The 24540-nt window shown below is 69.4% G+C and carries 21 protein-coding genes and 5 tRNA genes; 13 read left to right on the top strand and 13 right to left on the bottom strand.

Going from position 1 to position 24540, the window contains the following annotated elements:
* The first annotated feature begins 40 nt into the window (after nt 1–40).
* The gene (purM, locus tag AC4BEG_RS15655) at nt 41–1108 is read left to right on the top strand and encodes a phosphoribosylformylglycinamidine cyclo-ligase (RefSeq protein WP_490706485.1); all 1068 of its coding nucleotides are present in this window, start codon (nt 41–43) and stop codon (nt 1106–1108) included.
* Between the two features lie 102 nt (nt 1109–1210).
* Here purM and AC4BEG_RS15650 read toward each other — a convergent pair whose 3' ends face one another.
* The gene (locus AC4BEG_RS15650) at nt 1211–1465 is read right to left on the bottom strand and encodes a DUF3073 domain-containing protein (RefSeq protein WP_176181587.1); all 255 of its coding nucleotides are present in this window, start codon (nt 1463–1465) and stop codon (nt 1211–1213) included.
* A gap of 377 nt (nt 1466–1842) precedes the next feature.
* A complete protein-coding gene (locus tag AC4BEG_RS15645) occupies nt 1843–3000 on the bottom strand; it encodes a Leu/Phe/Val dehydrogenase (RefSeq protein ID WP_490706484.1) in 1158 nt (385 codons plus the stop codon).
* A gap of 176 nt (nt 3001–3176) precedes the next feature.
* Between AC4BEG_RS15645 and AC4BEG_RS15640 the strand changes: the two genes are divergently transcribed.
* Both AC4BEG_RS15640 and bldC read left to right on the top strand, forming a co-directional pair.
* Nucleotides 3177–4013, top strand: a complete 837-nt coding sequence (locus AC4BEG_RS15640; RefSeq protein ID WP_490706483.1) for a DUF8083 family protein — start codon at nt 3177–3179, stop codon at nt 4011–4013.
* A gap of 459 nt (nt 4014–4472) precedes the next feature.
* Entirely contained in the window at nt 4473–4679 is a 207-nt protein-coding gene (gene bldC, locus AC4BEG_RS15635) for a developmental transcriptional regulator BldC (protein WP_003949541.1), read from the top strand.
* Between the two features lie 452 nt (nt 4680–5131).
* Here the strand turns inward: bldC and AC4BEG_RS15630 are convergent, their stop codons facing one another.
* The 3 genes from AC4BEG_RS15630 to hrpA form a co-directional block, all read right to left on the bottom strand.
* Nucleotides 5132–5377 carry a DUF6274 family protein gene (locus AC4BEG_RS15630; protein WP_490706482.1) on the bottom strand — a complete coding sequence of 82 codons (246 nt, stop codon included), beginning with the start codon at nt 5375–5377 and terminating at the stop codon, nt 5132–5134.
* 117 nt (nt 5378–5494) lie between these two features.
* Nucleotides 5495–5569: transfer RNA gene (locus tag AC4BEG_RS15625), tRNA-Asp, on the bottom strand.
* A 146-nt stretch (nt 5570–5715) separates the two neighbouring features.
* Nucleotides 5716–9642 (bottom strand): ATP-dependent RNA helicase HrpA, encoded by a 3927-nt coding sequence (gene hrpA, locus AC4BEG_RS15620; protein ID WP_490706481.1) that lies wholly within the window; start codon nt 9640–9642, stop codon nt 5716–5718.
* A gap of 100 nt (nt 9643–9742) precedes the next feature.
* Between hrpA and AC4BEG_RS15615 the strand changes: the two genes are divergently transcribed.
* The gene (locus AC4BEG_RS15615) at nt 9743–10804 is read left to right on the top strand and encodes an ABC-2 transporter permease (RefSeq protein WP_490706480.1); all 1062 of its coding nucleotides are present in this window, start codon (nt 9743–9745) and stop codon (nt 10802–10804) included.
* Between the two features lie 251 nt (nt 10805–11055).
* On the opposite strand, the gene AC4BEG_RS15610 is transcribed toward AC4BEG_RS15615, so the two are convergent.
* On the bottom strand, nt 11056–12171 hold the full coding sequence (locus AC4BEG_RS15610) for a DUF1152 domain-containing protein (protein ID WP_490706479.1): 1116 nt from the start codon (nt 12169–12171) through the stop codon (nt 11056–11058).
* A 26-nt stretch (nt 12172–12197) separates the two neighbouring features.
* Between AC4BEG_RS15610 and AC4BEG_RS15605 the strand changes: the two genes are divergently transcribed.
* Together AC4BEG_RS15605 and AC4BEG_RS15600 are read left to right on the top strand one after the other, a co-directional pair.
* Nucleotides 12198–12320, top strand: coding sequence for a hypothetical protein (locus AC4BEG_RS15605; RefSeq protein ID WP_490706478.1), 123 nt, complete (start codon nt 12198–12200; stop codon nt 12318–12320).
* 241 nt (nt 12321–12561) lie between these two features.
* The gene (locus tag AC4BEG_RS15600; protein ID WP_490706477.1) at nt 12562–12951 is read left to right on the top strand and encodes a hypothetical protein; all 390 of its coding nucleotides are present in this window, start codon (nt 12562–12564) and stop codon (nt 12949–12951) included.
* Between the two features lie 107 nt (nt 12952–13058).
* On the opposite strand, the gene AC4BEG_RS15595 is transcribed toward AC4BEG_RS15600, so the two are convergent.
* From AC4BEG_RS15595 to AC4BEG_RS15580, 4 genes are all read right to left on the bottom strand, one after another.
* Nucleotides 13059–13132 (bottom strand) — tRNA-Phe (locus tag AC4BEG_RS15595).
* A 4-nt stretch (nt 13133–13136) separates the two neighbouring features.
* A tRNA-Asp gene (locus AC4BEG_RS15590) sits at nt 13137–13211 on the bottom strand.
* Nucleotides 13212–13577: 366 nt separating this feature from the next.
* A tRNA-Glu gene (locus AC4BEG_RS15585) sits at nt 13578–13650 on the bottom strand.
* Between the two features lie 81 nt (nt 13651–13731).
* The gene (locus AC4BEG_RS15580) at nt 13732–15327 is read right to left on the bottom strand and encodes a metallophosphoesterase family protein (RefSeq protein WP_490706476.1); all 1596 of its coding nucleotides are present in this window, start codon (nt 15325–15327) and stop codon (nt 13732–13734) included.
* A gap of 186 nt (nt 15328–15513) precedes the next feature.
* On the opposite strand from AC4BEG_RS15580, the gene AC4BEG_RS15575 reads away from it, so the two are divergent.
* From AC4BEG_RS15575 to AC4BEG_RS15550, 6 genes are all read left to right on the top strand, one after another.
* Entirely contained in the window at nt 15514–15864 is a 351-nt protein-coding gene (locus AC4BEG_RS15575) for a metallopeptidase family protein (RefSeq protein ID WP_490706475.1), read from the top strand.
* 350 nt (nt 15865–16214) lie between these two features.
* A complete protein-coding gene (locus AC4BEG_RS15570; protein WP_490706474.1) occupies nt 16215–16637 on the top strand; it encodes a hypothetical protein in 423 nt (140 codons plus the stop codon).
* Nucleotides 16638–16977: 340 nt separating this feature from the next.
* Complete coding sequence (locus AC4BEG_RS15565; RefSeq protein ID WP_490706473.1) at nt 16978–19149, top strand: DEAD/DEAH box helicase; 2172 nt, start codon at nt 16978–16980, stop codon at nt 19147–19149.
* A gap of 133 nt (nt 19150–19282) precedes the next feature.
* A tRNA-Lys gene (locus AC4BEG_RS15560) sits at nt 19283–19355 on the top strand.
* Between the two features lie 110 nt (nt 19356–19465).
* Entirely contained in the window at nt 19466–19750 is a 285-nt protein-coding gene (locus AC4BEG_RS15555; protein WP_490706472.1) for a hypothetical protein, read from the top strand.
* Nucleotides 19751–20128: 378 nt separating this feature from the next.
* Nucleotides 20129–21244, top strand: coding sequence for a right-handed parallel beta-helix repeat-containing protein (locus AC4BEG_RS15550; RefSeq protein WP_490706471.1), 1116 nt, complete (start codon nt 20129–20131; stop codon nt 21242–21244).
* 105 nt (nt 21245–21349) lie between these two features.
* Here AC4BEG_RS15550 and AC4BEG_RS15545 read toward each other — a convergent pair whose 3' ends face one another.
* The 3 genes from AC4BEG_RS15545 to AC4BEG_RS15535 form a co-directional block, all read right to left on the bottom strand.
* Nucleotides 21350–21871 carry a hypothetical protein gene (locus AC4BEG_RS15545; RefSeq protein WP_490706470.1) on the bottom strand — a complete coding sequence of 174 codons (522 nt, stop codon included), beginning with the start codon at nt 21869–21871 and terminating at the stop codon, nt 21350–21352.
* Between the two features lie 278 nt (nt 21872–22149).
* A complete protein-coding gene (locus tag AC4BEG_RS15540) occupies nt 22150–22680 on the bottom strand; it encodes a hypothetical protein (protein WP_490706469.1) in 531 nt (176 codons plus the stop codon).
* Between the two features lie 187 nt (nt 22681–22867).
* A complete protein-coding gene (locus tag AC4BEG_RS15535; RefSeq protein ID WP_490706468.1) occupies nt 22868–23212 on the bottom strand; it encodes a hypothetical protein in 345 nt (114 codons plus the stop codon).
* Between the two features lie 483 nt (nt 23213–23695).
* Here AC4BEG_RS15535 and AC4BEG_RS15530 point away from each other — a divergent pair, with 483 nt between their 5' ends.
* On the top strand, nt 23696–24469 hold the full coding sequence (locus AC4BEG_RS15530) for a DUF6227 family protein (RefSeq protein ID WP_490706467.1): 774 nt from the start codon (nt 23696–23698) through the stop codon (nt 24467–24469).
* The last annotated feature ends 71 nt before the right edge of the window (nt 24470–24540 follow it).

The following is a 24540-nucleotide window of genomic DNA, read 5'->3' as shown; positions in this document are numbered from 1 at the left end:
CCGCCTGCCTGCCATCCCCGATACGAAAGATCTCAACGCCATGTCCGAGTCCGGGTCCACCTACGCCGCCGCGGGCGTCGACATCGAGGCGGGCGACCGCGCCGTCGAGCTGATGAAGGAGTGGGTGAAGAAGGCGTCCCGGCCCGAGGTCGTGGGCGGCCTCGGCGGTTTCGCCGGGCTCTTCGACGCCTCCGCGCTGGCCCGTTACGAGCGCCCGCTGCTCGCCTCCGCCACCGACGGCGTGGGCACCAAGGTGGACATCGCGCGCCGGATGGGCGTCTACGACACCATCGGCCACGACCTGGTCGGCATGGTCGTCGACGACCTCGTCGTCTGTGGCGCCGAGCCGCTGTTCATGACCGACTACATCTGCGTCGGCAAGGTCTACCCCGAGCGGGTCGCGGCCATCGTCAAGGGCATCGCCGAGGGCTGTGCGCTGGCCGGCTGCGCCCTGGTGGGCGGCGAGACCGCCGAGCACCCGGGGCTGCTGGCCGCCGATGACTTCGATGTCGCCGGCGCCGGTACGGGCGTGGTCGAGGCAGACCGGGTGCTGGGCGCGGATCGCATCCGAACGGGCGATGTGGTCATCGCCATGACGTCCTCCGGACTTCACTCGAACGGGTACTCACTCGTCCGTCATGTGCTCTTCGACAAGGCCGGCTGGGCGCTGGACCGCGAGGTGCCCGAGCTCGGCCGGACCCTGGGCGCGGAGCTGCTGGAGCCCACCCGGATCTACGCCCTGGACTGCCTGGCCCTGACCCGTACCACCGAGGTGCACGCCTTCTCGCACATCACCGGCGGCGGGCTCGCCAGCAACCTGGCCCGGGTGATCCCGGACGGGCTGCGTGCGGTGGTCGACCGTTCGACCTGGACCCCCGGCCCGGTGTTCCGGCTGGTCGGAGAGGCCGGATCGGTGGAGCGGCGGGAGCTGGAGAAGACCCTCAACATGGGCGTCGGCATGATGGCCGTGGTCCCCGCCGAGTCGGTGGATGTGGCACTGGCCACACTCGCGGACCGCGGGGTGGACGCCTGGGTCAGCGGCGAGATCGTCGACCGCGCGGCCGAGGACACGGAAGCGGTGACGCTGACCGGTGACTACGCGAGCTGAGTCGGCCCCGGCGGTTGCGCGGGCAGCACAGAAGCCGGTCCGAGGCGAGGGCCCCGGACCGGCGGAGGTGCGGCGAAAAGCCGAACGCCTGGAACGAGTGGTTCAGGCGCGGCGACGCTGCGGGGACGGATCCGACTGTTCGTCGTCCTCGTCCTCATCGTCGTTGTACAGATCCGCGTACTGTGCGTACGGGTCGTCGTCCAGCTCATCGTCCTCGAACGGCTCGCCATTCGGCGGCTGGCTCGATGTCGATGCGCCCAGCTCCTCGGCCAGGCGTGAGAGGTCCGTCCCACCGCTGTTGTACTTCAGCTGGCGGGCGACCTTCGTCTGCTTGGCCTTGGCCCGGCCGCGCCCCATGGCTCGACCCCCTCAACGACGGGGCTCGACGGCCCCAGAGTCTTGACACGCGTTCACGTTCATCACTTAGAGCGGACTCTCCTGAGAGAGACCGGTCCGTAGGGCTTCAACGGTACCTGCTTCTGTGGCCATACGGTACGTCGCCCGCACGAGGTGCCACGCGGCAGGACCGACGGGGAGCCCCTTCCCCGCTGGTCAGCTGCGATTTTAGCGTGTCCTGTGCGCCGACCCGCCGACAGGCCGTGAGGGATCTCTCCTCGACGGCTCCGCCGGGGCTCTCGCGGCCCCGCGCGAAGCCGCCCGCAGGGGACCCGCACAGCCTGCCGGGGCGGTTCTCAGCGGCTTCTCAGCGGCTTCCCGGACCCGTCAGCCGTTCGTCAGCCGTTCGTCCGGCCTTCCGCCATCCGGTGTTCCGCCAGACGGTCGGCGGCCGCGGCGGGCGGAATGCCGTCGGTCTTGGCACGATCGAATATGGCCAAAGTCGTATCGAAGATCTTGGCCGCCTTGGCCTTCGCCCGGTCGAAGTCGAAACCGTGCAGTTCGTCCGCGACCTGGATCACGCCACCCGCGTTCACCACGTAGTCCGGCGCGTAGAGGATCCCGCGGTCGGCGAGGTCCTTCTCCACACCCGGGTGGGCGAGCTGGTTGTTGGCCGCGCCGCACACCACCTTCGCGGTCAGGGCGGGCACCGTGTCGTCGTCGAGCGCGCCGCCGAGCGCGCACGGGGCGTACACATCGAGGTCCGCGCGGATCAGCGCGTCGGTGTCCGGGACGGCCTGGACCCGGGGGTGGCGGGCCAGCACCCGGTCGACCGACTCGCCGCGCACATCGGTCACCACGACCTCGGCACCGTCCTCGAGGAGGTGCTCCACCAGGTGGTGGCCGACCTTGCCGACGCCCGCGATGCCGACCCGGCGGCCGCGCAGCGTGGGTGCGCCCCAGGACGCCTGGGCGCTGGCCCGCATGCCCTGGAAGACGCCGAAGGCGGTGAGCACGGAGGAGTCGCCGGCGCCGCCGTTCTCCGGGGAGCGGCCGGTGGTCCAGGGGCACTCACGGGCCACCACGTCCATGTCGGCGACATAGGTGCCGACATCGCAGGCGGTCACGTACCGGCCACCGAGGGACGCCACGAAACGGCCGTAGGCCAGCAGCAGGGCCTCGCTCTTGGCCTCGTCGGGATCGCCGAGGATCACGGCCTTGCCGCCGCCGTGGTCGAGACCGGCCAGCGCGTTCTTGTAGGACATGCCGCGCGAGAGGTTGAGCGCGTCGAGGACCGCCGCCTCCTCGGGGTGCTCCTCGGAGCTGTAGGCATGGAAACGGGTGCCGCCGAGGGCCGGGCCCAGGGCGGTCGAGTGGATGGCGATGACGGCCTTCAGACCGCTCTCCCGGTCCTGGCACAGCAGGACCTGCTCATGTCCGCCCAGGTCGGACCGGAACAGTATCGAGAGGGGGGACAGAGGGTTCGGCACGCGACTTACCGTCGGACCGTCGGCGCTGACGGTGTGACGTACGTCGGTCACGGTGGTGACTCCCATAGGTCGGAGTAGGCGCCCTCCTTGCTGGTGGGGAGGGCCGATGGGCAAGAGGGTAAGCCCTGGGCACCCGACGGTTCGCTCAAGTCCCCGATGAGTCCGCATGGTGGGCGTGGGACGATGCGGTCAGCCGGGTGCAGACAACTCCTGGTGGTGGCCTCAGCCTTGAGGGAGCGCGAGTGACCTTGGCGTCTTCGGTGATTGTCCCGTACGCGGCGTATCTGCGGGTCTATGAACCACTGGCCGCTTTTCCCGAGCCGGAGCGGTCGCACTGGGCACGTTATGCCAAGCGGGACGACCTCCCCGGCGCACAGGACGAGCTGCGCCGCTCGCTGGCCGATCTGCTGCCGGTGCCTCCGGTGCCGGTACCCGTGCACGAGAGCGCGGACGCCTTCGTGGCGGTCGTGGACGGGGTCACCTGCGTCTGCCCCTGGCGGACGCGACTGCGGGGCTGGCTGGCGCTGGAGGAGCTGTCCGAGCGGCTTCCCGGGCCGCTGCTGGACGCGGTGCTGCCCCCGGTGGTGCGCCGCCAGGCGGCCTCCGACTACGAGCAGTGGCTGGAGCGCAACCCGGACGCCCGGCCGTGGATCCGCTCCGCGACCTGGCATGTCCCGGTGCGCTGGTTCGTGCTGTTCGCGGACGAGGAGCGGGAGTACACCAAGGGTGACGACGGACCGTGCCTGCGGTACCGCGCTCCAATGGTCCAGGCCAGGCGGAGGGTGGCGCGTGGCCTTAAAGTACTGAAGGAATCCCTCGGCGAGGGACCGCTGATCGACGGCCTGGTGGACGTCGGCCGGTGGCTCGAGGAATTCCATCCGCGATCACTGGTCGAGCTGGACTACGGCGGTCTGGTGCACGCGGTACCCGCCGGTCAGCTGGAGGGCGACCGCTCGGCCGCCGATGTGGCCGAGGGGCTCGCCGCGCTGCGCGACGGGGACGGAGAGCGGGCGGGAAGCGTCTACGAGCGGCTGACCGACCGGTGGAGCGAGGTACGCGGTCGGCAGCACGCGAGCTGATCCGGAGCGTACAAGGGACGTAGGTCCCGATCCGGGCCATTGCCTCAATCGTGACCTAAAGCACTGACTTCGGGCCTTGCGGCAATCCCCCTCCCTCGTGTCAAAATAGGACAAGGAGTCCGGGAAGGGCTCCTTCCGCCCAAGTAAGGGCGGATTCATCGGTATTGCACTCCTTGATGGGTCTGATGCCCCCTGATCCTGTTGTGACTGATCGTCACGGACGCGTGACTGTCCGCTATGGCATGGTCCATCGGGTTCCGTCGAGGTTGAACACCTGAGAGGGCAATTCCATCGGTTTGGCCGACGGGGCTGGACAGATGGTGTAGTTGTAGTGCCGAGGACAAGCCGTTCGTCCTATAACCGACTCGGCCCGCGTCTGCCATTTCGGGCAACGTGGGTCAAGGTGCAGAATTTAGAGGAAAGAACCGTGATGGTTCGGTTCTCCCGAGGAGGCCGCTCATGACCGCTCGCACCCCTGATGCCGAGCCGCTGCTGACCCCGGCTGAGGTTGCCACGATGTTCCGCGTGGACCCGAAGACGGTCACGCGCTGGGCGAAGGCAGGCAAGCTCACGTCCATCCGCACGCTTGGAGGGCATCGGCGCTACCGCGAAGCGGAGGTCCGTGCACTTCTGGCGGGCATCCCGCAGCAGCGCAGCGAGGCCTGAACAACCGCATAACCGGGCATTTCCGGGCCCCCCAGCCCGGCTTTTGCCTGTAAGGCTCCACACGACGGGTGCCTGCCCCAACAGGCCAATCACCGCTCGACATGGGTGCGTCGTCGATCGCGCTGGACTCCGCCGGGTCCAGCGCGATCTTTTTTGTGCCCGCTTCCGCCCTCAGGGCGTGGTTGCGGACGGGGGGATGATGGCCTCCCGCGGAGGGTCGCCGACCGTCGCCGCACGGCCCCGAAGGGTCGTGATCCGGGCCGGTCATGGCGGTCTCGGAGGGGCTTCGGCGGTGGCCCGGACCAAGGGTGCAATTGCACATATTAAATTGACCCATTGTGGGCCGGGTATAAGTTCCTTGGCTCGGGAAACCCATTCGGTGACTCCCGTCACACTATTGGGTACTTGTTTCCGCCCCAACGGCTGCGGTAGGGCGCAACTGTGGTAAGGGCTTACCGAGTTGAGGGCGGAGCAGAGGGCCTTGGCTCCCAGCCGGATTCCCCCGCCGCCGGCTCCGCCGACGCCGACGGCTCCTCCCGGACCGTATCCCCTCGCTCACCGGCCGCCGTCGGCTCCATCGCCAGCCGCAGCAGCCGATGGCAGATCGGACAGTGCCGGGTCAGATGGCGATAGCCCGTGGCGGCCGCCAGATGGGCGCGCAGCAGCGCCCTGGTCTCATGTTTCGCGGACGTCCCCATGCGCCGCACCTCCCGCGCACCCCCACCACACCTTCTTGTCTGGGTACCGCCGCCCGCGGTTGGCCGTCAAGATGCCAAAAGGCCCGGATCCACTGGGAATCCGGGCCTTCTGCGATGCGGTCCTGACGGGATTTGAACCCGCGGCCTCCACCTTGACAGGGTGGCGAGCACTCCAAACTGCTCCACAGGACCAACAGTGACGCTTACGGACGAGCCGTCTGCGTCGCGCTGTTGTGCGCTTGCGTCCCAGACTCTACAGCAGGTCAGGGGGTGCGGTCGAACTCGCGCCCGGCGGCCCCCGAAGAGCTCTGGGAAGCCCTCCGGGAAACCCCTGCCGGCTACGGGGCCGCCGCGTCGATCGCCTTCACGATCCGCTTGTCGGAGACCGGATAGGCGGTGCCGAGCGCATGCGCGAAGTAGCTCACCCGCAGCTCCTCGATCATCCAGCGGATCTCCAGCGCCTCCTGGGGCACCGGACGCCCGGCCGGGAACTGCTCCAGCAGCCAGGCGTACTCGTCCTGCATCTCGCGGACCTTCGCCATCCGGGTGCGGTCCCGCTCGGCGTTGCCCGCGAGCTGCTGGAGGCGCCGGTCCACGGCCACCAGATAGCGCATGAGGTCCGGGAGACGGCGTACCCCGTGGGCGGTCACGAAGCCCGGCGTGATCAGCTGTGCGAGCTGCTCACGGATGTCCTGGAGGGACGGCAGCAGCACGGGGCTCGTGGTGGCCTTCAGCCGCCGTTCGCACGACTGCCAGGCCGCCAGCACCTCCTGGACCTTGCGGACGGTGTCCAGCGTGGCGTCCACCAGGTCGGCGCGCACCGCGTCGAAAAGCTTGCGGAAGGACTCCTCGTCCCACGCGGGGCCGCCCCGCGCGGCGATCAGCCGGTCGGCCGCCGCGGCCACACAGTCCTCGAAGAGCGCTTGCACACTGCCGTGCGGGCTCGCCGAGAGCGCCAGCTTGGCCTGGTTGGACAGCTTGCCCTGGACGAACTTGGTCGGGCTGGACGGCAGCTGGAGCAGGATCAGCCGGCGCGTGCCGCGCCACATCGCCTCCCGCTGCTCGGCCTCGGTGTCGAACAGCCGCACCGCCACCGACGCGCCCTCGTCCACCAGTGCCGGATACGCCTTGACCGGCTGGCCGCCGCGGCGGGTCTCGAAGGTACGCGGCAGGGCCCCGATCGTCCACTGGGTCAGTCCGCTGCGCTGTTCCGTGCCCACCGTCTGCTTCGAGGTCTCGAACGCCTTGGAGATCGCGGCCCGGGTCCTGGGCTTCAGCCGCTGCTTCAGCGCCTCCAGGTCCTTGTCCTCGGCCAGCTTGCGGCGCCGCTCGTCGACCACCCGGAAGGTGATCTTGAGATGGTCGGGGACCTTCGACCAGTCCCAGTCCTCCGGCTCGATCCGTACGCCCACCATCCGCTGGAGCTCCCGGCCGAGGGTCACGGTCAGCGGTTCCTGGACGGGGACAGCGCTTTCCAGGAAGCGCTTCGCGTAGTTCGGCGCCGGTACGTAGTTGCGCCGCACCGCCTTGGGCAGCGAACGGATCAGCTCGGTGGTGAGGTCCTCGCGCAGCCCCGGGATCTGCCAGTCGAAACCCTCCGCGGTGACCTGGTTGAGCACCTGGAGCGGAATGTGAACGGTCACGCCGTCCGCGTCCGCGCCCGGCTCGAACTGGTAGGTCACCCGGAACTTGAGCTTGCCCTGCCGCCAGGAGTCGGGATAGGCGTCCTTGGTGACGTCCTGCGCCCGCTCGTTGATGAGCATCGACTTCTCGAAGTTGAGAAGCTCCGGCTCCTCACGCCGCTTGTGCTTCCACCACGAGTCGAAGTGCGCGCCCGACACCACATGCTCGGGGATCCGCTGCTCGTAGAAGTCGAAGAGGGTCTCGTCGTCCACCAGGATGTCGCGGCGCCGGGCCCGGTGCTCCAGCTCCTCCACCTCGCCCAGCAGCTTCCGGTTGTCGTGGAAGAACTGGTGGTGGGTGCGCCAGTCGCCCTCGACCAGGGCGTTGCGGATGAACAGATCGCGACAGGTCTCCGGGTCGATCCGGCCGTAGTTGACCTTCCGCTGGGCGACGATCGGCACCCCGTAGAGCGTGACCCGCTCGTACGCCATCACCGCCGCCTGCTTCTGCTCCCAGTGCGGCTCGCTGTAGGTGCGCTTGACCAGGTGCTCGGCGAGCGGTTCGATCCACTCCGGCTCGATCTTCGCGTTGACCCGCGCCCACAGCCGGGAGGTCTCCACCAGCTCGGCCGACATCACCCAGCGCGGTGGCTTCTTGAACAGCGCGGAGCCGGGGAAGACCGCGAACTTGGCGCTGCGCGCGCCCACATACTCGTTCTTCTCGGCGTCCTTGAGCCCGATGTGCGACAGCAGCCCGGACAGCAACGAGGTGTGCACCCGGTCCGGCGCCGCGTCGTCCTCGGACAGCTGGATGTCCATGGTTTTGGCCACGGTGCGCAACTGGCTGTAGATGTCCTGCCATTCACGTATCCGCAGGTAGTTGAGGAACTCCTGGCGGCACATCCGGCGGAACGCGGACGAGGACAGCTCCCGCTGCCGCTCCCTGATGTACTTCCACAGATGGAGGAAGGCCAGGAAGTCGCTCGACTCGTCCTTGAAGCGTGCGTGCTGCTGATCGGCCTGCTGCTGTTTGTCCGAGGGGCGTTCGCGCGGGTCCTGGATGGACAGCGCGGCCGCGATCACCATGACCTCGCGCACACAGCCGTTGCGGTCCGCCTCCAGCACCATCCGGGCCAGCCGCGGGTCCACGGGCAGTTGGGCCAGCTTGCGGCCGACCTTCGTCAGCCGCTTGCGCGGATCCTTCTGCGCGCCGTCCAGCGCGTGCAGCTCCTCCAGGAGCTGGACGCCGTCCTTGATGTTGCGCCGGTCCGGCGGGTCGATGAACGGGAACTTCTCGATGTCGCCGAGTCCGGCGGCGGCCATCTGGAGGATGACGGAGGCGAGGTTGGTCCGCAGGATCTCGGCGTCGGTGAACTCCGGGCGGGTGAGGAAGTCGTCCTCGGAGTACAGCCGGATGCAGATGCCGTCGCTGGTACGGCCGCAGCGGCCCTTGCGCTGATTGGCGCTGGCCTGCGAGACCGGCTCGATCGGCAGCCGCTGGACCTTGGTGCGATGGCTGTAGCGGGAGATCCGGGCGGTGCCCGGGTCGATCACATAGCGGATACCGGGGACGGTCAGCGAGGTCTCGGCGACATTCGTCGCCAGCACGATCCGTCTGCCGGTGTGCCGCTGGAAGACCCGGTGCTGCTCGGCGTGGGACAGCCGGGCGTACAACGGCAGCACCTCGGTCGCCCGGAGCTGCTTCTTGTTCAGCGCGTCGGCCGTGTCCCGGATCTCCCGCTCCCCGGAGAGGAAGACCAGGACATCGCCCGGCCCCTCGGCCTGGAGCTCGTCGACCGCGTCGCAGATCGCGGTGATCTGGTCGCGGTCGCTGTCCTCGCCGCCCTCCTCCAGCAGCGGCCGGTACCGCACCTCGACCGGATACGTACGCCCGCTGACCTCGACGATCGGCGCGTCGCCGAAGTGGCGGGAGAAGCGCTCGGGGTCGATGGTCGCGGAGGTGATCACGATCTTGAGATCGGGGCGGCGGGGGAGCAGCTGGGCGAGATAGCCGAGCAGGAAGTCGATGTTGAGGCTGCGCTCATGGGCCTCGTCGATGATGATCGTGTCGTACTGGCGCAGCTCGCGGTCGGTCTGGATCTCGGCGAGCAGAATGCCGTCGGTCATCAGCTTGACGTGGGTGTCCGGGCTCACCTGATCGGTGAACCGGACCTTCCAGCCGACCGACTCGCCCAGCGGTGACCCGATCTCCTCGGCGATGCGCTCGGCGACGGTACGGGCGGCGATACGACGCGGCTGGGTATGGCCGATCAGCCCCTTCACCCCCCGCCCGAGCTCCAGACAGATCTTGGGGATCTGGGTGGTCTTGCCGGAGCCGGTCTCACCCGCGACGATCACCACCTGGTGATCGCGCACGGCCGCCAGGATGTCGTCCTTCTTCTGGCTGACCGGCAGCTCTTCCGGATAGGTGACGTCCGGCACAGCGGCCCGGCGGTTCGCCACGCGCAGCTCGGCGCGCTCGACCTCGTGGACGATTTCGCCGAGGACGGCGGCACGGGCCTCGGGCTTACGGATCCGGCGCGCGCCGTCGAGCCGGCGACCCAGCCGCTGCTGGTCACGCAGCATGAGCTCGGGCAGCCGCTCCAGCAGGGCGGACAGGGCGGGGGCAGGGGTGGTGGACATACGGACCCCAGGATCTCACCTCGGGAAAACGGCTGGCGAACCATTTCCCATCGGGCCGTGTTGCGCCTTATGTCCGTGATGCACGCTTTAGCGTGAGCGCATGGCGGATGACAAGGCGGACAGCCCCGGATCCGTGCCATCGGTCCGGGTGCGCTTCAAGCACTCGGCGTACCTCCCGGCCACCGTCATCGTGCTGATCATCTCGGCCGGTGCCGGTCTCTTCGCGGGCTCGTACACCTACGCGTTCGCCAACCCCACCCCGCGCCAGATCCCCACCGCGGTGATCCTCGGCGACCGGGGCACCGCCCCGCGGACGGAGTTCATCAACGGTATGGAGCAGGCCCTGGACGCCTCGCTCCGGCTGCGTGCGTACCCCACATTCGGCGCGGCCCGCTGGGCCGTCGAGGAGCAGAAGGTCTTCGCGGTGCTGCGGATGCGCGGCCGCGGCGTCGAACTGGACCTCTCCGCCGCGGCGGGCGCGTCCGTCGCCCAGGTGCTCGCCTCGGCCGCCGGGAAGGTGGGCCGGGAGGTCGGCGTGCCGGTCCGGGTCAGGGACCTCAAGCCGCTCCAGGCCGGCGACCCGCGCGGTCTCGCCGTCTTCTACATCACGCTCGCCGCCGTGATCATCGGCTTCCTGGGCGCGATCCAGCTGAGTGTGAACGCCGCGGCGCTCGAACCGGTGGCCCGGATCGGCTTCATGATCGCGTACGCCGTGCTCGGCGGCTTCACCATCGCGGCGATCGTGGACTGGGGGCTGGGCACGCTGGACCTCCCGTTCGTGGAGTCCTGGGCGATCCTGGCCCTGACGATGTTCACCTCGGGCCTGGTCTTCTCGATGTTCAACGTCCTCTTCGGACGCTGGGCGCTCATCCCGACCTGGGGCCTGATGGTGCTGCTGGGCAACCCCTCCTCGGGCGGCGCGGTCTCCTGGCCCCTGCTCCCGTCCCTCCTGGGCCGCATCGGCCGCTGGCTCCCGCCGGGCGCCTCGGTGAACGCCCAGCACACGGCGATCTACTTCGGCGACCACCAGCACGCGTTTCCGTTCCTGGTGCTGGCGGGGTGGTGTGTGCTCTCCGCGGCGGTCTTCTGGGTCTGGCGCCATGGGCACCCGGGCAGTCGGCCGCCGAGGGCGACACCGGAGCATCCGACGCGGACGGGGTGACCCGCGGACGGGGTGGTCAGCGAACGGCATGACCGGCGGACGGCATGACAAAAAGATCCCCCTCTGCTGTCAGAGGGGGATCTTCACTGGAGCGCCGAGCAGGCCTTGCACCTACATCTCTCGTTTGGAGACGAGCATCTTTCCTTAGACGACCGACGCATCAACCCCCGCCTGCTGGGGCGGCGTTGCGAGATCAACTGTACCCCATCCTGATCATCGGAGAAAACCGTGAGGAGAACCGGTGCGGGCGGTCACAGATGCCACAGGGGCGCGGCGTACCGCTCGGGATGGGCGCCGATCAGCAGGGAGCGCAGGGCGGTGCGGTGCTCACCGGGGACGCCGAGGGCCTCGGTGAGCCGACGGAAGGTGGTGTGGGTGACCCCGCGGGCACGGGCCTCGTCCTCGAAGGGTGCCAGCCGCCGCAGCACCTCGTCGCGGTCGAGCGGCGCGGCGCCGCCTTCCCGGCCCAGCCGGGCGGACTTGTCACGCTCGTAGTCGATCTCGGAATAGCCGAAGAGCTCCCGGCTGTACCGCTCGGCCTCGTCGAGGCTGGTGGTGGTCACGATGGCCTGGGCGAGCCGGTTGCGGTCGAAGGCGGCGTCGAGCTCGGCCTCGTGGACGGCCGGGGACGCGTCGGTGAGCGGCACCGCGAGACCGGCGTCCCGGATCTCGCAGAGCCCCCGTTCGCCCCGGGCGGCGGCCACGAGCATGGCGGTGGCCTCCGACGGATGCCACTCCATGACCGCGCGGACGGGGGAGACCTCCTCGGCCCCCAGGGTGTGGACCACCGGCCCCAGCCGCTCCCGCAGCATGGCCGGCGGAATCTCCCCGTCCAGCCCCGGCCCGGCGACCAGCAGCCGGATCCCGGCGTTGACCTGGGCACAGGCGGCGAGCGAGAGCGCATCGCCGAGCGGACTCTGCAATGTCGGCTCGTCACCCCGCGCCAGGATGTCGCCGCCCACGTCCAGCAGGTCGATGGAGTCCGGGGCCAGTCGCTCCACCAACTCTTCGAGCTGCCGGATCATGCCCTCGACCCCGTGGTGCGGATCGATGAGGGCGAAGGTGTACGGAAGCTCCCGGGCGAGCCGCGGCAGCGTGGAACCGCCCGGCGGCGCGGGCACCGCCTCGGCGGGTACGGCGTACACGCCCGGCGTCAGGCGCCGCAGCCCGGTGAAGTCGGCGGCGCCGCGCGGCCCGGGGAAGGGGTCGACGATCAGCCGGTCCCAGGAGTAGGTGAGGATCACGGCCGGTTCGCCGCCGGTGCGGTCCGGCCGTTCCGTCCCGTCCGCCCCGTACAGCACGCTGTCGATCACGGCAGCGGCGACCGCGTCCCCGCCACCTCCGCCTGCCACGATCAGCCGCGTCACGCGGCCAGCGTACGGCGCGGTGCCCGATGGCGTCGTCCCCCATGACCGCCGCCTCCCCGCCCGCCACCCGCCCGCACCAGCGCCCCCGCCGCACGGGAACGGTGATCACGGCCCTGATCCTGTGCCTGGGCCATACGGCGACCGGCTAGCTGGAGCCGGCCCGTATGTCTGACGCCATGTCACGGTCGTAGCCGCGGGCCCGACTCCGGGGGAGGCAAGGTCTGATGGGGGCTCAGTACGCGGCTCCGGTTCCGCGTTGCACCCGTACGCTCCGCACGCTTCCCTCGCGCGTAGGATACGCATACTTTTATGCCTATTTTCCGTTGTGTCTGGTCACGCTTGTCACGGTATCGGTCCCGTCTGGGGGCCCGTGACGAAAGGAAGACACACATGCGTGGAAGGCTCGTCATCGCTGTCGGCGCATTAATGGCTCTGACGCCGGGCGTCGCGTGGGGAGCACAGGACGACGGCGGCAAGGCGGCCGGTTCCCACCGCAGCAAGCCGCCCGTTTCCCATCATCACCCCCGCGCCCACGAGGGAGTGCCCGGATACCAGCGGGTCACGCTGACCAATGCCAATGTCCCGAACTTCCAGCGGCGCACGGTGCACTGCCCGCCGGGGAAGAAGGTTCTCGGCGGCGGCGCCGAGGCGCGGGGCGACACCGCCATCCTCGTCGGCAGCTTCCCCACCGATGACGGAACCGGCTGGATCGGACTGGGGCGGCAGACCGCCACCGACAACGTGGGCATCAGCGTTTTTGTCATCTGCGCCAACGTCTGATCGACGCGGCGTAACGGGCGCGGCGCACCGTCCCAGGGTCATGAGCGAGACAGCGAGAAGACCCCGACAGATGATCCTGTCGGGGTCTTCTCGCTGTTCTGCGGCAGTGGCTGGGGCCGGGGTCGAACCGGCGACCTTCCGCTTTTCAGGCGGACGCTCGTACCAACTGAGCTACCCAGCCGCAGCGGTCCTGACGGGATTTGAACCCGCGGCCTCCACCTTGACAGGGTGGCGAGCACTCCAAACTGCTCCACAGGACCTTGCGTGTACGAGCACGAGTCTCGCACAGGATGGCATGCGTTCCCAACGGGATTTCTCTCGGTGGATTCACATTCCCCGCGACCTTCGCATGAGGGGCTCTTTTCGGGCTCCGCCGCGTCGATGTCGCTGGATCAGCGTATCAGACCTCGGGAGGTGTTCTGACCGCTCACAGCGCTGGGCGGGGGAGGGGCCGGAGAGGGCGCGCCGAAGCGTGGATCAAGGCGAAGAGGGGCGGATCATCAGGGCGGATCAGGGTCGATCAAGGGGGAAACGCAGGGAAACCCAGGGAAAGGCCAGGGTGGGAAACACAAAAGCCGCAGGCCGCCCCGCTAAGGGGTCTGACCTGCGGCGATATAGAGAATCTGTGCCCCCAACGGGATTCGAACCCGTGCTACCGCCTTGAAAGGGCGGCGTCCTGGGCCACTAGACGATGAGGGCCGATGGCTCACCTGGGCGCCTGGTGGCGCTTTCGGGGACGCGAGAAGCATATGGGATGCCGGGGAAGTTCGCCAAAACGGTTTACCCGGTGGCGGGTGCCGACCTCGCGCCCGGTGCGTTCTCGGCCGGGAGATGGCGGCTGACCTCAGCCTTCGACAGGCCGAGACCGCCGAGGTCGATCTCGTCCCATGCCTGGAGCCGATGGGTGTCCCGGTCCAGGTAGAGGACCGACGCCTGGACCTTGTCGGGGTCGCCGTCGTCCACCGCGCGCAGCCCGCTGCCGCCCGTGGAGCCCTCCGTCATCAGCCGGGTGCCGCCCGGGAGGACCTCCGTACCGCGGTGGTGGAGATGGCCGGCGAGGGCGAGCGGGACGGTGCCGTCGGTCTCCCGGGCCGCGACCGGGTTGTGGGCGAGGGCGATGTCCACGGGCGGCTCGCCCGCGGCCTTCCGGGCCCGGATCGTGTCGGCTAGCCGCCGGCCCGCGCGGTGCTCGGCCGGGTCGCCGGAGGCGACGACCGAGCGGTCGGGGGTGAACTGGGGGTCGCCGATACCCGCGATCCGCAGTCCGCCGACGGTGACCACCTTGCCGTCGTCGACGGCATGGACCCCCTTGCGCTTGGCGATGTAGCGCTGGGTCGTCGCCGAGTCGTGGTTGCCGCGCACCCACACATAGGGCGCGCCGAGGGTCGCGATCGGGTCCAGGAACCCGTTCTCGGCGGCGGTGCCGTGATCCATCGTGTCGCCTGTGTCGACGATCACGTTGATCCGGTACTGCCGGACCAGTGACTCCACGATGTGCCAGGCGGCCGGGTTCAGATGGACGTCCGAGATATGCAGCACCCGCATGGTCGTCGGGTCGGGCTGGTACGCGGGAAGGGTCGAGGTGGCCTCGTACAGCTGCGTGACATTGGTCACCAGCCTGGCCAACTCCTGCTGGTAGACATCGAATTCCGTGACGATGCTGCGCGCGTTGCCGACCACCGACGGTGCGCTGGAGAGCAGCCCGGAGTAGCGCGGTTCCAGCACCGACTTCGGGTTCCAGGTCGCGTACGCGGCGGCGCCCGACGCGGCGAGCAGGGAGAGCGCGAGGCCCCCGGCGGCCAGCGCCCTGCGTGGCCGGCGGTAGACGGCCAGGCCCAGCGCGGTGGCGCCGAAGACCACGGCGACGCAGGAGCGCACCGCGAGGTCCAGGGTGCCCTGGGTGACATCGCTCGCCACCTCCTCCTGGAGGCCGGAGAGCCGTTCGGGGTGGTCGACGAGTGCCTCGGAACGGATCGGATCGAGCCGGTCCACATCGACGTCCAGCCGGACCGGGGCCTGATGGCTGTCGAGCTCGAGGGCGCCGAGCGGGGGCACATTGATCTTGGTGCCGCCGACGAGGGACGGCCGCAGCGCCATACGCGTGTCCATGGGGCCCACGGAGATGTGGACGCTGCCGACGACGAGCAGCCCCATCCATGCCCCGAGGACGGTCACGACGGCCAGTCCAACCGCCCTGACCAACGGCCGAGGGCGCGCTGCGGGGTCCAGGGCGGCGGTCACGGCGCCGCCGCCTTCCAGCCGTGGGGAGCGACAGGACGGGGACGGGCGGCCGCGGTGGCGGCGGAAGGGGGAGGCGGCCGCAGCCCGTGCACGCTGAGCGGTGGCACGGAGCAGCCGGAGCGGTTCGCGGGCCATTGGGCCCGTATGCCCTGCCGCCCCGCGGCGCATTCCTGGACGGTCCCGGCCGGTTCCCGGACCGTTCCCGGGGCCCGGCTCCCGGGGTCGCTCCCGGGCCCGCTCCTGGAGCCGGAAACGTTCGCCGTTCGACGAAGTGGGCCACGCACCGCGCCTTTCCGGGCCCGGCTGCCCGACAATGGCCACGTGCTGGAGATGACGCGCGAGGAGTTCGAGGAACTGGTCGCCGAGGCGCTGGACCGGATCCCGCCGGAGCTGACGCGGCTGATGGACAACGTCGCCGTGTTCGTGGAGGACGAGCCACCGGCCGACGACCCCGAGCTGCTCGGGTTGTACGAGGGGACGCCGCTCACGGAACGGGGCGAGTGGTACGCGGGCGTACTGCCCGACCGGATCACCGTCTACCGGGGGCCGACGCTGCGTATGAGCGAGACACGGGAGGACGTGGTCCAGGAGACGGAGGTGACCGTCGTCCACGAGATCGCCCACCACTTCGGGATCGACGACGAACGGCTGCACGCGCTCGGCTACGGGTGATCGCCCGCGAGCCATCGGGCGCCCCGACGTCGCCCCCGGGTGTCGCCCGGCCGTCGGCGCGGGTCCGCGCGCACCGCGTGCCGCTCGCGTACCAGCCGTCTCGGACGCGTGTCCTGGGCGGGGCGGGGCCAGTTGGGCAGTGCGTCACAGCCCTGCGGCCTGGAGGTGTCCCGCGTATGCCCGGATCCCCCGCTCCACGCACCGACGACCCGTCCGCCCGGTCCCCCCGGACCGACCGTCCGGCGCGCGCCGGACATGGTGCGTCCCGTGCCGGGCGTGCGCCGCGCCTGACGGCGCGCTGCGCGGCGGTCGTGAGCCTTGTCGTGGCGGCGATGACCCTGGGCGGTTGCATGAGCATCTCGGACGACCCCGAGCGGCCGGACAAGCACCGCAGCTCCCAGGAGAAGGGCGGGACGGACGGGTCCGGCGGTTCGGTGGTGCGCTCGGACGGCAAGGGCCACCCGTACCCGGACCCCGGGCGGGACGGGAAGGGGAAGAAGAAGGGCGAGAAGCGGAAGGGCGACGAGAGCGGGACGCCGTCGGCCGGCGCGTCGGACCCCGAGGAGTCGGCCACGCCGGCGGCCGGGAAGAAGCACGGCTCGTCCCAGGACCGCCCGGACCCGTCCCCGCCGCCCCAGCCGGGCAGTGATGTCCCCTCCGACCCCGCTCCGGAGCCCCAGCCCACCACGCCGCCGCCGACCGCCTCGGACCCCAAGCCCACTCAGCCCGAGCCCACGTCCCCGCCCGCTTCCACGGACGAGCCCACGAGCTGATCCGGTCGGCGCCCCGGGCCGGGGCCGCGACGCTGGAGCACCGGAGCGGCCCTGGAGCACCGGAGCGGCCCTGGAGACCCGGAGCGGCCCTGGGGATCCGGAGCAAGCACCCATGACGGGCGGTGGAGGGCAGATCGATCACAGGTGGAGCGAATTTGCTCTTGAGGGGGGGGAGTGCGTATGGTGGTAGATCGTTTGATCCCATTTGCCCGGCGCCTCATTGAAGTGCGCCGCGAGGCGCGTTCCTTCCCATCCTGTGGCTGACCGCATAGAGGCGGTTGTTTGCGACTCACACGGAGTTTGGGCGCGTGCCGAGACTCCGGAAGGTTTCGCATTTCGCATGTCCGTTTCCACTGATCACGCCGTCATGCCTGCCCACGACGAGCAGCCCGAGCAGCCCGTCCAGGCCGAGCAGGACCGGCAGGACCAGCCGCAGGACCAGAAGACCCCCGACACCACCTTCGCCGACCTCGGGCTCCCCGAGCCGATCGTCCGCAAGCTGGCCCAGAACGGTGTGACCACGCCCTTCCCGATCCAGGCCGCGACCATCCCCGACGCCCTGGCCGGAAGCGACATCCTCGGCCGCGGCCGTACCGGCTCCGGCAAGACCCTCTCCTTCGGGCTTCCGCTGCTGACCACGCTGGCCGGCGGCCACACCGAGAAGAAGCGCCCGCGCGGTCTGATCCTCACCCCCACGCGTGAGCTCGCGATGCAGGTGAGTGACGCGCTCCAGCCGTACGGCGATGTCCTCGGTCTCCGGTTCAAGGTCGTCTGCGGCGGCACCTCGATGGGCAATCAGATCGCCGCGCTGGAGCGCGGTGTCGACATCCTCGTCGCCACCCCGGGCCGACTGCGCGACATCATCGACCGCGGCGCCGCCTCCCTCGACAAGGTCCAGGTCGCGGTTCTCGACGAGGCCGACCAGATGGCCGACATGGGCTTCCTGCCCGAGGTCACCGAGATCCTCGACCTGGTGCCCCAGGGCGGCCAGCGGCTGCTGTTCTCCGCGACGCTCGAGAACGAGATCGACACGCTGGTCAAGCGCTACCTGGTCGACCCGATCACCCACGAGGTCGACCCGTCCGCGGGCGCCGTCTCGACCATGACCCACCACGTGCTGGTGGTGAAGCCGAAGGACAAGGCCCCGGTCACCGCCGCCATCGCCGCGCGCAAGGGCCGCACCATCATCTTCGTCCGGACCCAGCTCGGCGCCGACCGCGTCGCCGAGCAGCTGTGCGACGCGGGCGTACGGGCCGACGCGCTGCACGGCGGTATGACCCAGGGCGCCCGCACCCGCACCCTGGCCGACTTCAAGGACGGGTACGTCAACGTCCTCGTCGCGACCGACGTGGCCGCGCGAGGCATCCACGTGGACGGCATCGACCTGGTGCTGAACGTGGACCCGGCCGGTGACCACAAGGACTATCTCCACCGCTCCGGCCGTACGGCCCGCGCGGGCCAGAGCGGCACCGTCGTGTCGCTCGCCCTGCCGCACCAGCGCCGCCAGATCTTCCGGCTGATGGAGGACGCGGGCGTGGACGCCTCCCGCCACATCGTGGGCGGGGCGGGCGCCTTCGACGAGGACGTGGCCCGGATCACCGGCGCCCGCTCCCTCACCGAGGTGCAGGCCGAGGCGGCCGCGAACTCCGCCAAGCAGGCCGAGCGCGAGGTCCAGGAGCTCACCCGGCAGCTGGAGCGGGTGCAGCGGCGGGCGACCGAGCTGCGCGAGGACGCCGACCGGCTGGCCGCGCGCGCGGCGCGCGAACGCGGTGAGACCGTTGCCCCCGCGGCCACGACCGGCGCCGAGACGGCCGAGGCGGCTGAGACAGCTCAGTCGGCCGGCGAGGCCGCGGAGGTCACCGCGACGGTTCCGGCGCAGCGCACGGCCGAGCCCGAGACCGTCCCGGCCACCGAGGCCGCCGGTGCGGACGACGCGCCGCGCCGCGCCTCGTACGACCGCCGTGACGACCGGGGCAACTTCGAGCGCCGGGACCGCCGTGACGACCGTGGTGGCCGTTCCTTCGAGCGCCGTGACGACCGTGGCGGCTTCAACCGTGACCGGCGTGACGACCGTGGTGGCTTCAACCGCCGTGACGACCGGGGCGAGCGTCCGTTCAACCGGGACCGTCGGGACGACCGTGGTGGCCGTTCCTTCGAGCGCCGTGACGACCGCGGCGGCTTCAACCGTGACCGGCGCGACGAGCGTCCGTTCAACCGGGACCGCCGTGACGACCGTGGTGGCCGTTCCTTCGAGCGCCGTGACGACCGCGGCGGCTTCAACCGTGACCGGCGCGACGACCGGGGTGGCTTCAACCGGCGCGACGACCGCCGTGACGACCGTCCGGGCCGTCCTTTCGAGCGCCGGGACCACGCCCACCGCGGCGGGGACCGTCCGTTCAACCGGGACCGCCGTGACGAGCGCCCGGCACGCCGTGACGATCACCGCGGCGGCACCGGCAGCCGGTCGTTCGACCGCCGCGCCGACAAGCCGCGCTGGAAGCGCAACGGCTGATCGGAACGGCTGACCCGGGCGCTCACCCGGAGCGGATGAGGGCCATGCAACACCGTGTTGTTGCATGGCCTTTCGCTCCTGGAAGGTATTGGCTCGGGTCTTGGCCCCCGGCCAAGCTATGCTGCGGGGGTGCGGGTCATTAGCTCAATTGGCAGAGCAGTGGACTTTTAATCCATTGGTTCAGGGTTCGAGCCCCTGATGACCCACCGATGAGGCCCGTGCCGGAGGATTCCGGCGCGGGCCTCAGCCGCGCCGGGGCACCGTGCCAAGAGCGGAACCGTGCCGAGAGCGGACGACAGAAGCAGGGGGCCGAGCCGTGATGCCACCGATCTGCGCGGTGTGCCGGTCGTGGCCGGGGCGCGACAGCGCCCGCCGGGGCGGATTCGACGTGGTGCATTTCCGCCCGACCATGGAGTACCCCGACGACTGGGCCGGTCATCCGGAGAACGTCGAGTGGTTCTGTCCCACACATCTGCCCCTCGCGGAGGGCCTGACGGATCTGACGGCCGACGAGGCCCTGGAGCGGATCATGGCCCGTGCCTCGTCCCGGAGCGACGGCCAGCCCCACGACGGGCAGACCCACGGCGCTCAGCCCCGCTGAAGACGGCCCGCAAGTACGCCTCCTTGGCCTCCTCGCGCGACCATTCCCCGGCTATGAGTGCAGAACTGACGGAACGTTCCCTTACGCACCCACGATCGGCCTATCGCGGACGTGTGAATTTCCGAAGGTCGTTCCGGACATCTGACGATCCGTTCGAAGAATCCTGAGTTCTGGTCAGTGACCTGCGGTTTTGTCGCACTTCACAGGAGACGCCGGCAGGCTCCCGATGGCCGCTCCGGGCCCGTGGGCCCGCCGTCACCGCAGGTCGTGATCGCTCGTCCCGCGTCCGCGCGGATGCCGAACGCGGTCCCTCGCCACAGTCTGATGCTGCTGATCTCGGCTTGCTCGGCTTGCTCGGAACGCTTAAGGAGACACCTCGTGCGACTCGTGACAACGACCCGCGGTTTCATCCCCGTCATCGCACTGGCGGTATCGGCGTGGGCGCTTTCCGTCCCCGCCTCCGCCGAGGAGAACCGGGGTGGGGGAGGGGGAGGCGGCAACGGATCGAGTCAGGCCGTCCCCTGTGGGGACGCGGCGGCGCTGGTCGCCGCGGTGACCGCCGCCAACAACCAGCCGTCGGGCGGCACCGTCGCCCTGGCCACGGGGTGCGTGTACACGCTGACGTCCGCGGCCACGACCGGTGCCAACGGCCCCGACGGACTGCCCATCATCACCGGGGACGTGACCATCACCAGCCTCGGCGCGACCATCCGGCGCAGCGCGTCGGCTCCGGACTTCCGTATCGCCGAGGTGGCCGCCGGGGGCAGCCTCACCGTCAGCGGCGTCACGCTGGCAGGCGGCCGTGCCGCCGCGGGAGGCACCGCGGACGGCGGAGGCATCCTCGACCTCGGCAGGCTGACGATGAGCCGGGCGACCGTCACCGGTAGCACCGCGAGCGGTCTCGGCGGAGGTATCGAGGTCGCCTCGGGCGCCATCGCGAGACTCTCGGCCACGGATGTGACGAACAATACGGGAGGAGACGGCGGCGGCATTCACATCAATACCCAGGCCAACGCCACGATCTCCAGCGGAAACATTTCCGACAACACCGCGGTGAACACCGGTGGCGGTGTCGCGAACTACGGCCAGACGCTGATGAGCAGCGTCGCTGTGAAGAGGAACCGCACGACCAACTTCGAAGGCGGCGGAATCGCCACGTCTGTCGGTCCCCTCACCATCAGCGGGAGCACCATTCAGCAGAACACCGCCGGGAGCTTCGGCGGCGGAATCGCCAATCTCGGCAGCACGCTGAACGTGTTGGGCACCACGGTGTCCAACAACACCGCCACTCTGAACGGCGGCGGGCTGTTCAATCACGCGGGTTCCGCCCAGCTGACCGGGGATTCCATCACGGGGAACACGGCCAATGGCGGCCCGGGTAACAACGGCGGTGGCATCTTCGTCGACGGCGGTACGGTGACGCTCAGTGCCACCACCGTGACCGGCAACAACCCCGCGAACTGCCAGCCGGCCATCGGTACGTGCACGACCTGACCCACGGCCACGACCTGACCCACAGGCAAGTGTCCCCCGAAAGCCCAGGCGGCCCTGGAAGCGATGCTTCCAGGGCCGCGCCGCGCTCGAGGGGGGAGCGGAAGGTCAGTGCTTGACCTGGTGGTTCTTGGCCTTCGTCTTGACCGTGATCTTGCCCTTGACGTGCTTCTTGGCCTTGTCGTGCTTCTTCGCCTTGCAGTCCTTCTTGGTCTTGTGGTCCTTCTTGACCTTGTGGTCGTTCTTCGCCTTGTGGTGCTTCTTGTCCTTGTGCTTCACCGGGGGCTCGACCGCGATGTTGGCGCAGTTGGGGCCGAGGTCGACGTCGCCGCTCGGGCTGAGTTCGGGGAGGTCGACATCGGGGCCGATGTTGGAGTCGCAGTCGTTGCTCTGCGAAACGTTGTGGCCGTTGGTGAAGTTGACACAGTCCGCGTTGGGGTTGAAGTCTCCCTCGTTCTCGAGCAGGGAGAGATCGACATCGGGGCCGATGTTGGTGTCGCACTTGTTGGACTGGGTGACCCCGTCGTGGTGCGGGAACGGACCGTACGCACTCGCGCTACCTGCGCCACCGACGACAATCGTGCCCGCGGCCGCCGCGGCCATGAGAGCTACCTTCTTGCTGATCTGCATTGTGCTGGTGCCTCCATATCAGGTTTTCCGCGAATGATCCGCAGACACCTGATCAACGAGGTTTCCACCCAATAGGATCCGGGGTATATGGGAGCGTCACCCATGCGCCACAGTAAAGGTATATTCAGTCGATGGAGGCCATGGAAATTCACATTTCCCGTTTCTGCGCAGAAATGCGCGAACGCGACCCCCGGGACAAGTAATCCCGGAGGTCGCGTTCATGACGAGAAAGACAGATCCGACGAAGCGAGGGCCGGAGAGGGCCGCGGGCTTCTATGTCAACGGCTCTGTGCGCCGCCCGCGGTCTTCGCGGTGCTCGTCTTGTGCTTGGCCTTCCCGTTCGCCGGGTCGGACCCGGCGAGGTTGGTGCAGTTCGTCTCCTGGGTGACCTCTCCGGTTCCGATCGTGATCGGGCCGAGGACCGAGGTCGTCTTGCAGTCGTTGGACTGCTTGGTCACGCCACCCGACTTGCTGATGTTGACGCAATTGGTCCGCTGTGTGACATCGGATCCGGTCAGGTTGACCGTAACGGGGCCGATGACGGAGTGGGTCCGGCAGCGATTGCTCTGCTCGGAGACGCCGGACTCGCTGTAGTTGACACAATTGGTCTCGGTCGTGATGTCCGACGTCGCCAGCGTGACCCCGCCGATGACGGAACTCGTGTCACAGCGGTTCTTCTGGCTGCCTCCGCCATTGGGGGCGGCTCGGTGGGCGGCGCTGTCGTCGGCAGCATCGGCTCCCCCCGCGCCGCCGATGAGCAGCACCCCCATGGCCGCTACAAGAAGTGCCGTCCTCTTGTGCATGTGCATAAAGAGCCTCCGAGTGGATTCTTGGCTGATCTCAGCGAACATCTGACAAACGACGGTGGTCGCTGAAAGCCATTTACGTGGCAGCGGCCCTGGAAGGGGAGTTTCCAGGGCCGCAGATCCCAACGGGGTACCCCGCAGTGTTCCCGCGGGCGCGGGAACACTGCGAGATAGTCAACGACTCAGCAGGTCAGTGCTCGTCGATGGCGATGTTGGCGCACTTGCTGCCGATGTTGGTGTCACCCTCAGGGGCCAGGTCCGCGTTGCCGCCGAGGTCGAGGGAGGTACTCGTGTCGCAGTCGTTGCTCTGAGAAACCGCGCCCCTGTTGGTGAAGTTGATGCAGTCAGAGCCGATGTTGACGTCGCCCGAGGGAGCGAGGGAGACACTGCCCCCAGCGTCGACGCCGGTGCTCGTGTCACACTTGTTGCTCTGAGTGACACCGTCACCGTTGTGGGCCATGGCACCGCCCGCACCGCCGATGACCAGAGCGCCGGCAGCAGCGGTCAGGAGAATTGCCTTCTTGCCGATGTTCACTTAATTCCTCCGTCTGGGGTTGCTCCGCGAATTCACGGACGTCTGACACAACGAAGCTCATCAGCTAAGGCTTCGGCCCATCACTCAGCTTCACCCGTCCGGCATAGCGCGACTTCTGTGGCGCGTGTTCCCTGTGATTCCCGCAATCGATACCGGGAGAAGTGGCATTTGGAGCAGTGCGGAGCTCCTGTGCCTCCTCATGGGGATAGGCGGCGGCCGGAGGGGCCGGAGGAGGGGAGTTCGGAGCGGGGCCGGACAGATCAGCGTCCGGGGCCGGAAGGATCACGGGCGCGGTTCGGTGTGACGCCCGGCACGGACGAGTGATACATCCGGCTCCGCGGACGCAGGAGTATGTGAGGCACAGTCACATCGACGGCTTCGCCGAACCGCAGCGCGGCCCGTGTTCGGGCCGCTACGCTAAGTGTGCGAAGCAGTCGCCCGGGGGCGCGGCGCATCCAAGGCCGGGAGGCGGGAGGACGGGATATGGGGCACTCACGAGCGGGCGGGACCCCCGCCGAGCTGATGGACGGGCTGCTCGCCCGCGCGCAGAACGGGTTCGAGATCGACGATGCGGTGCCGGCCCAGGCGCGCAGCGCCCTGATGCACCAGTCCGAGCTGCGTTCCTGCCGTCAGTGCAATGACGCCTCCGGTCCGCTGGGCTACAGCACGTACCGCCATGTCTTCCTGCTCCCCGACGGCAGCAGTCTGCTGCTGTGGGAGCTGGAGCACAGCTCCGGCCCGGACGACGGCCCCCATCACGAGCTCTACGCCGACGAGGACGCCCTCGCGCTGGCCGAGCGCCGTGTGCACGAGCGCCTCGGCGGTGCCCGCTGGGAGGCGCTCGACGGTTTACCCCTCTGGCTGCCGGAGCAGCTGCTGCACCAGGCGGCCGAGCCCCTGGAATCCTCCCGCACCTATGTGGCCGACAATTCGGCCGACCACGCCCGCCGTGTGCTGCGCCGCGCCGAGAACCCCGACCGGCCGGGCGAGGAGACCGAGCGGCTGCTGGCGACCGCGTTCGCCCACGACATCGCCCTGGCCCCCAAGCCGCGCCGTCGCTCCGGCGGCCCCGACACCACCTGGTGCCGCTTCTACGAGCACGCCTTCCTGCTGGCCGGAGGGGATGAGATCGTGCTGTGGGAGCTGGAGCACAATCTGACCCACGACGGTCGGCTGGTGTGCGAGGTGTATCTCGACGAGGTGTCTGCGGAGCTGGCGGCGGACCGTCACGCCCGGGCGCTCGGCGTCGATCTCTGACCCCCGCTCCGCGCCCCTGCCCTCCGGTCCGGACGTCCGCCCCTGACTAGCAGACCCGGTCCGGCCCCGTT

It is taken from the genome of Streptomyces sp. JLBJ103 (assembly GCF_058215575.1).
This window is presented reverse-complemented; position numbering and strand designations above follow the sequence as displayed.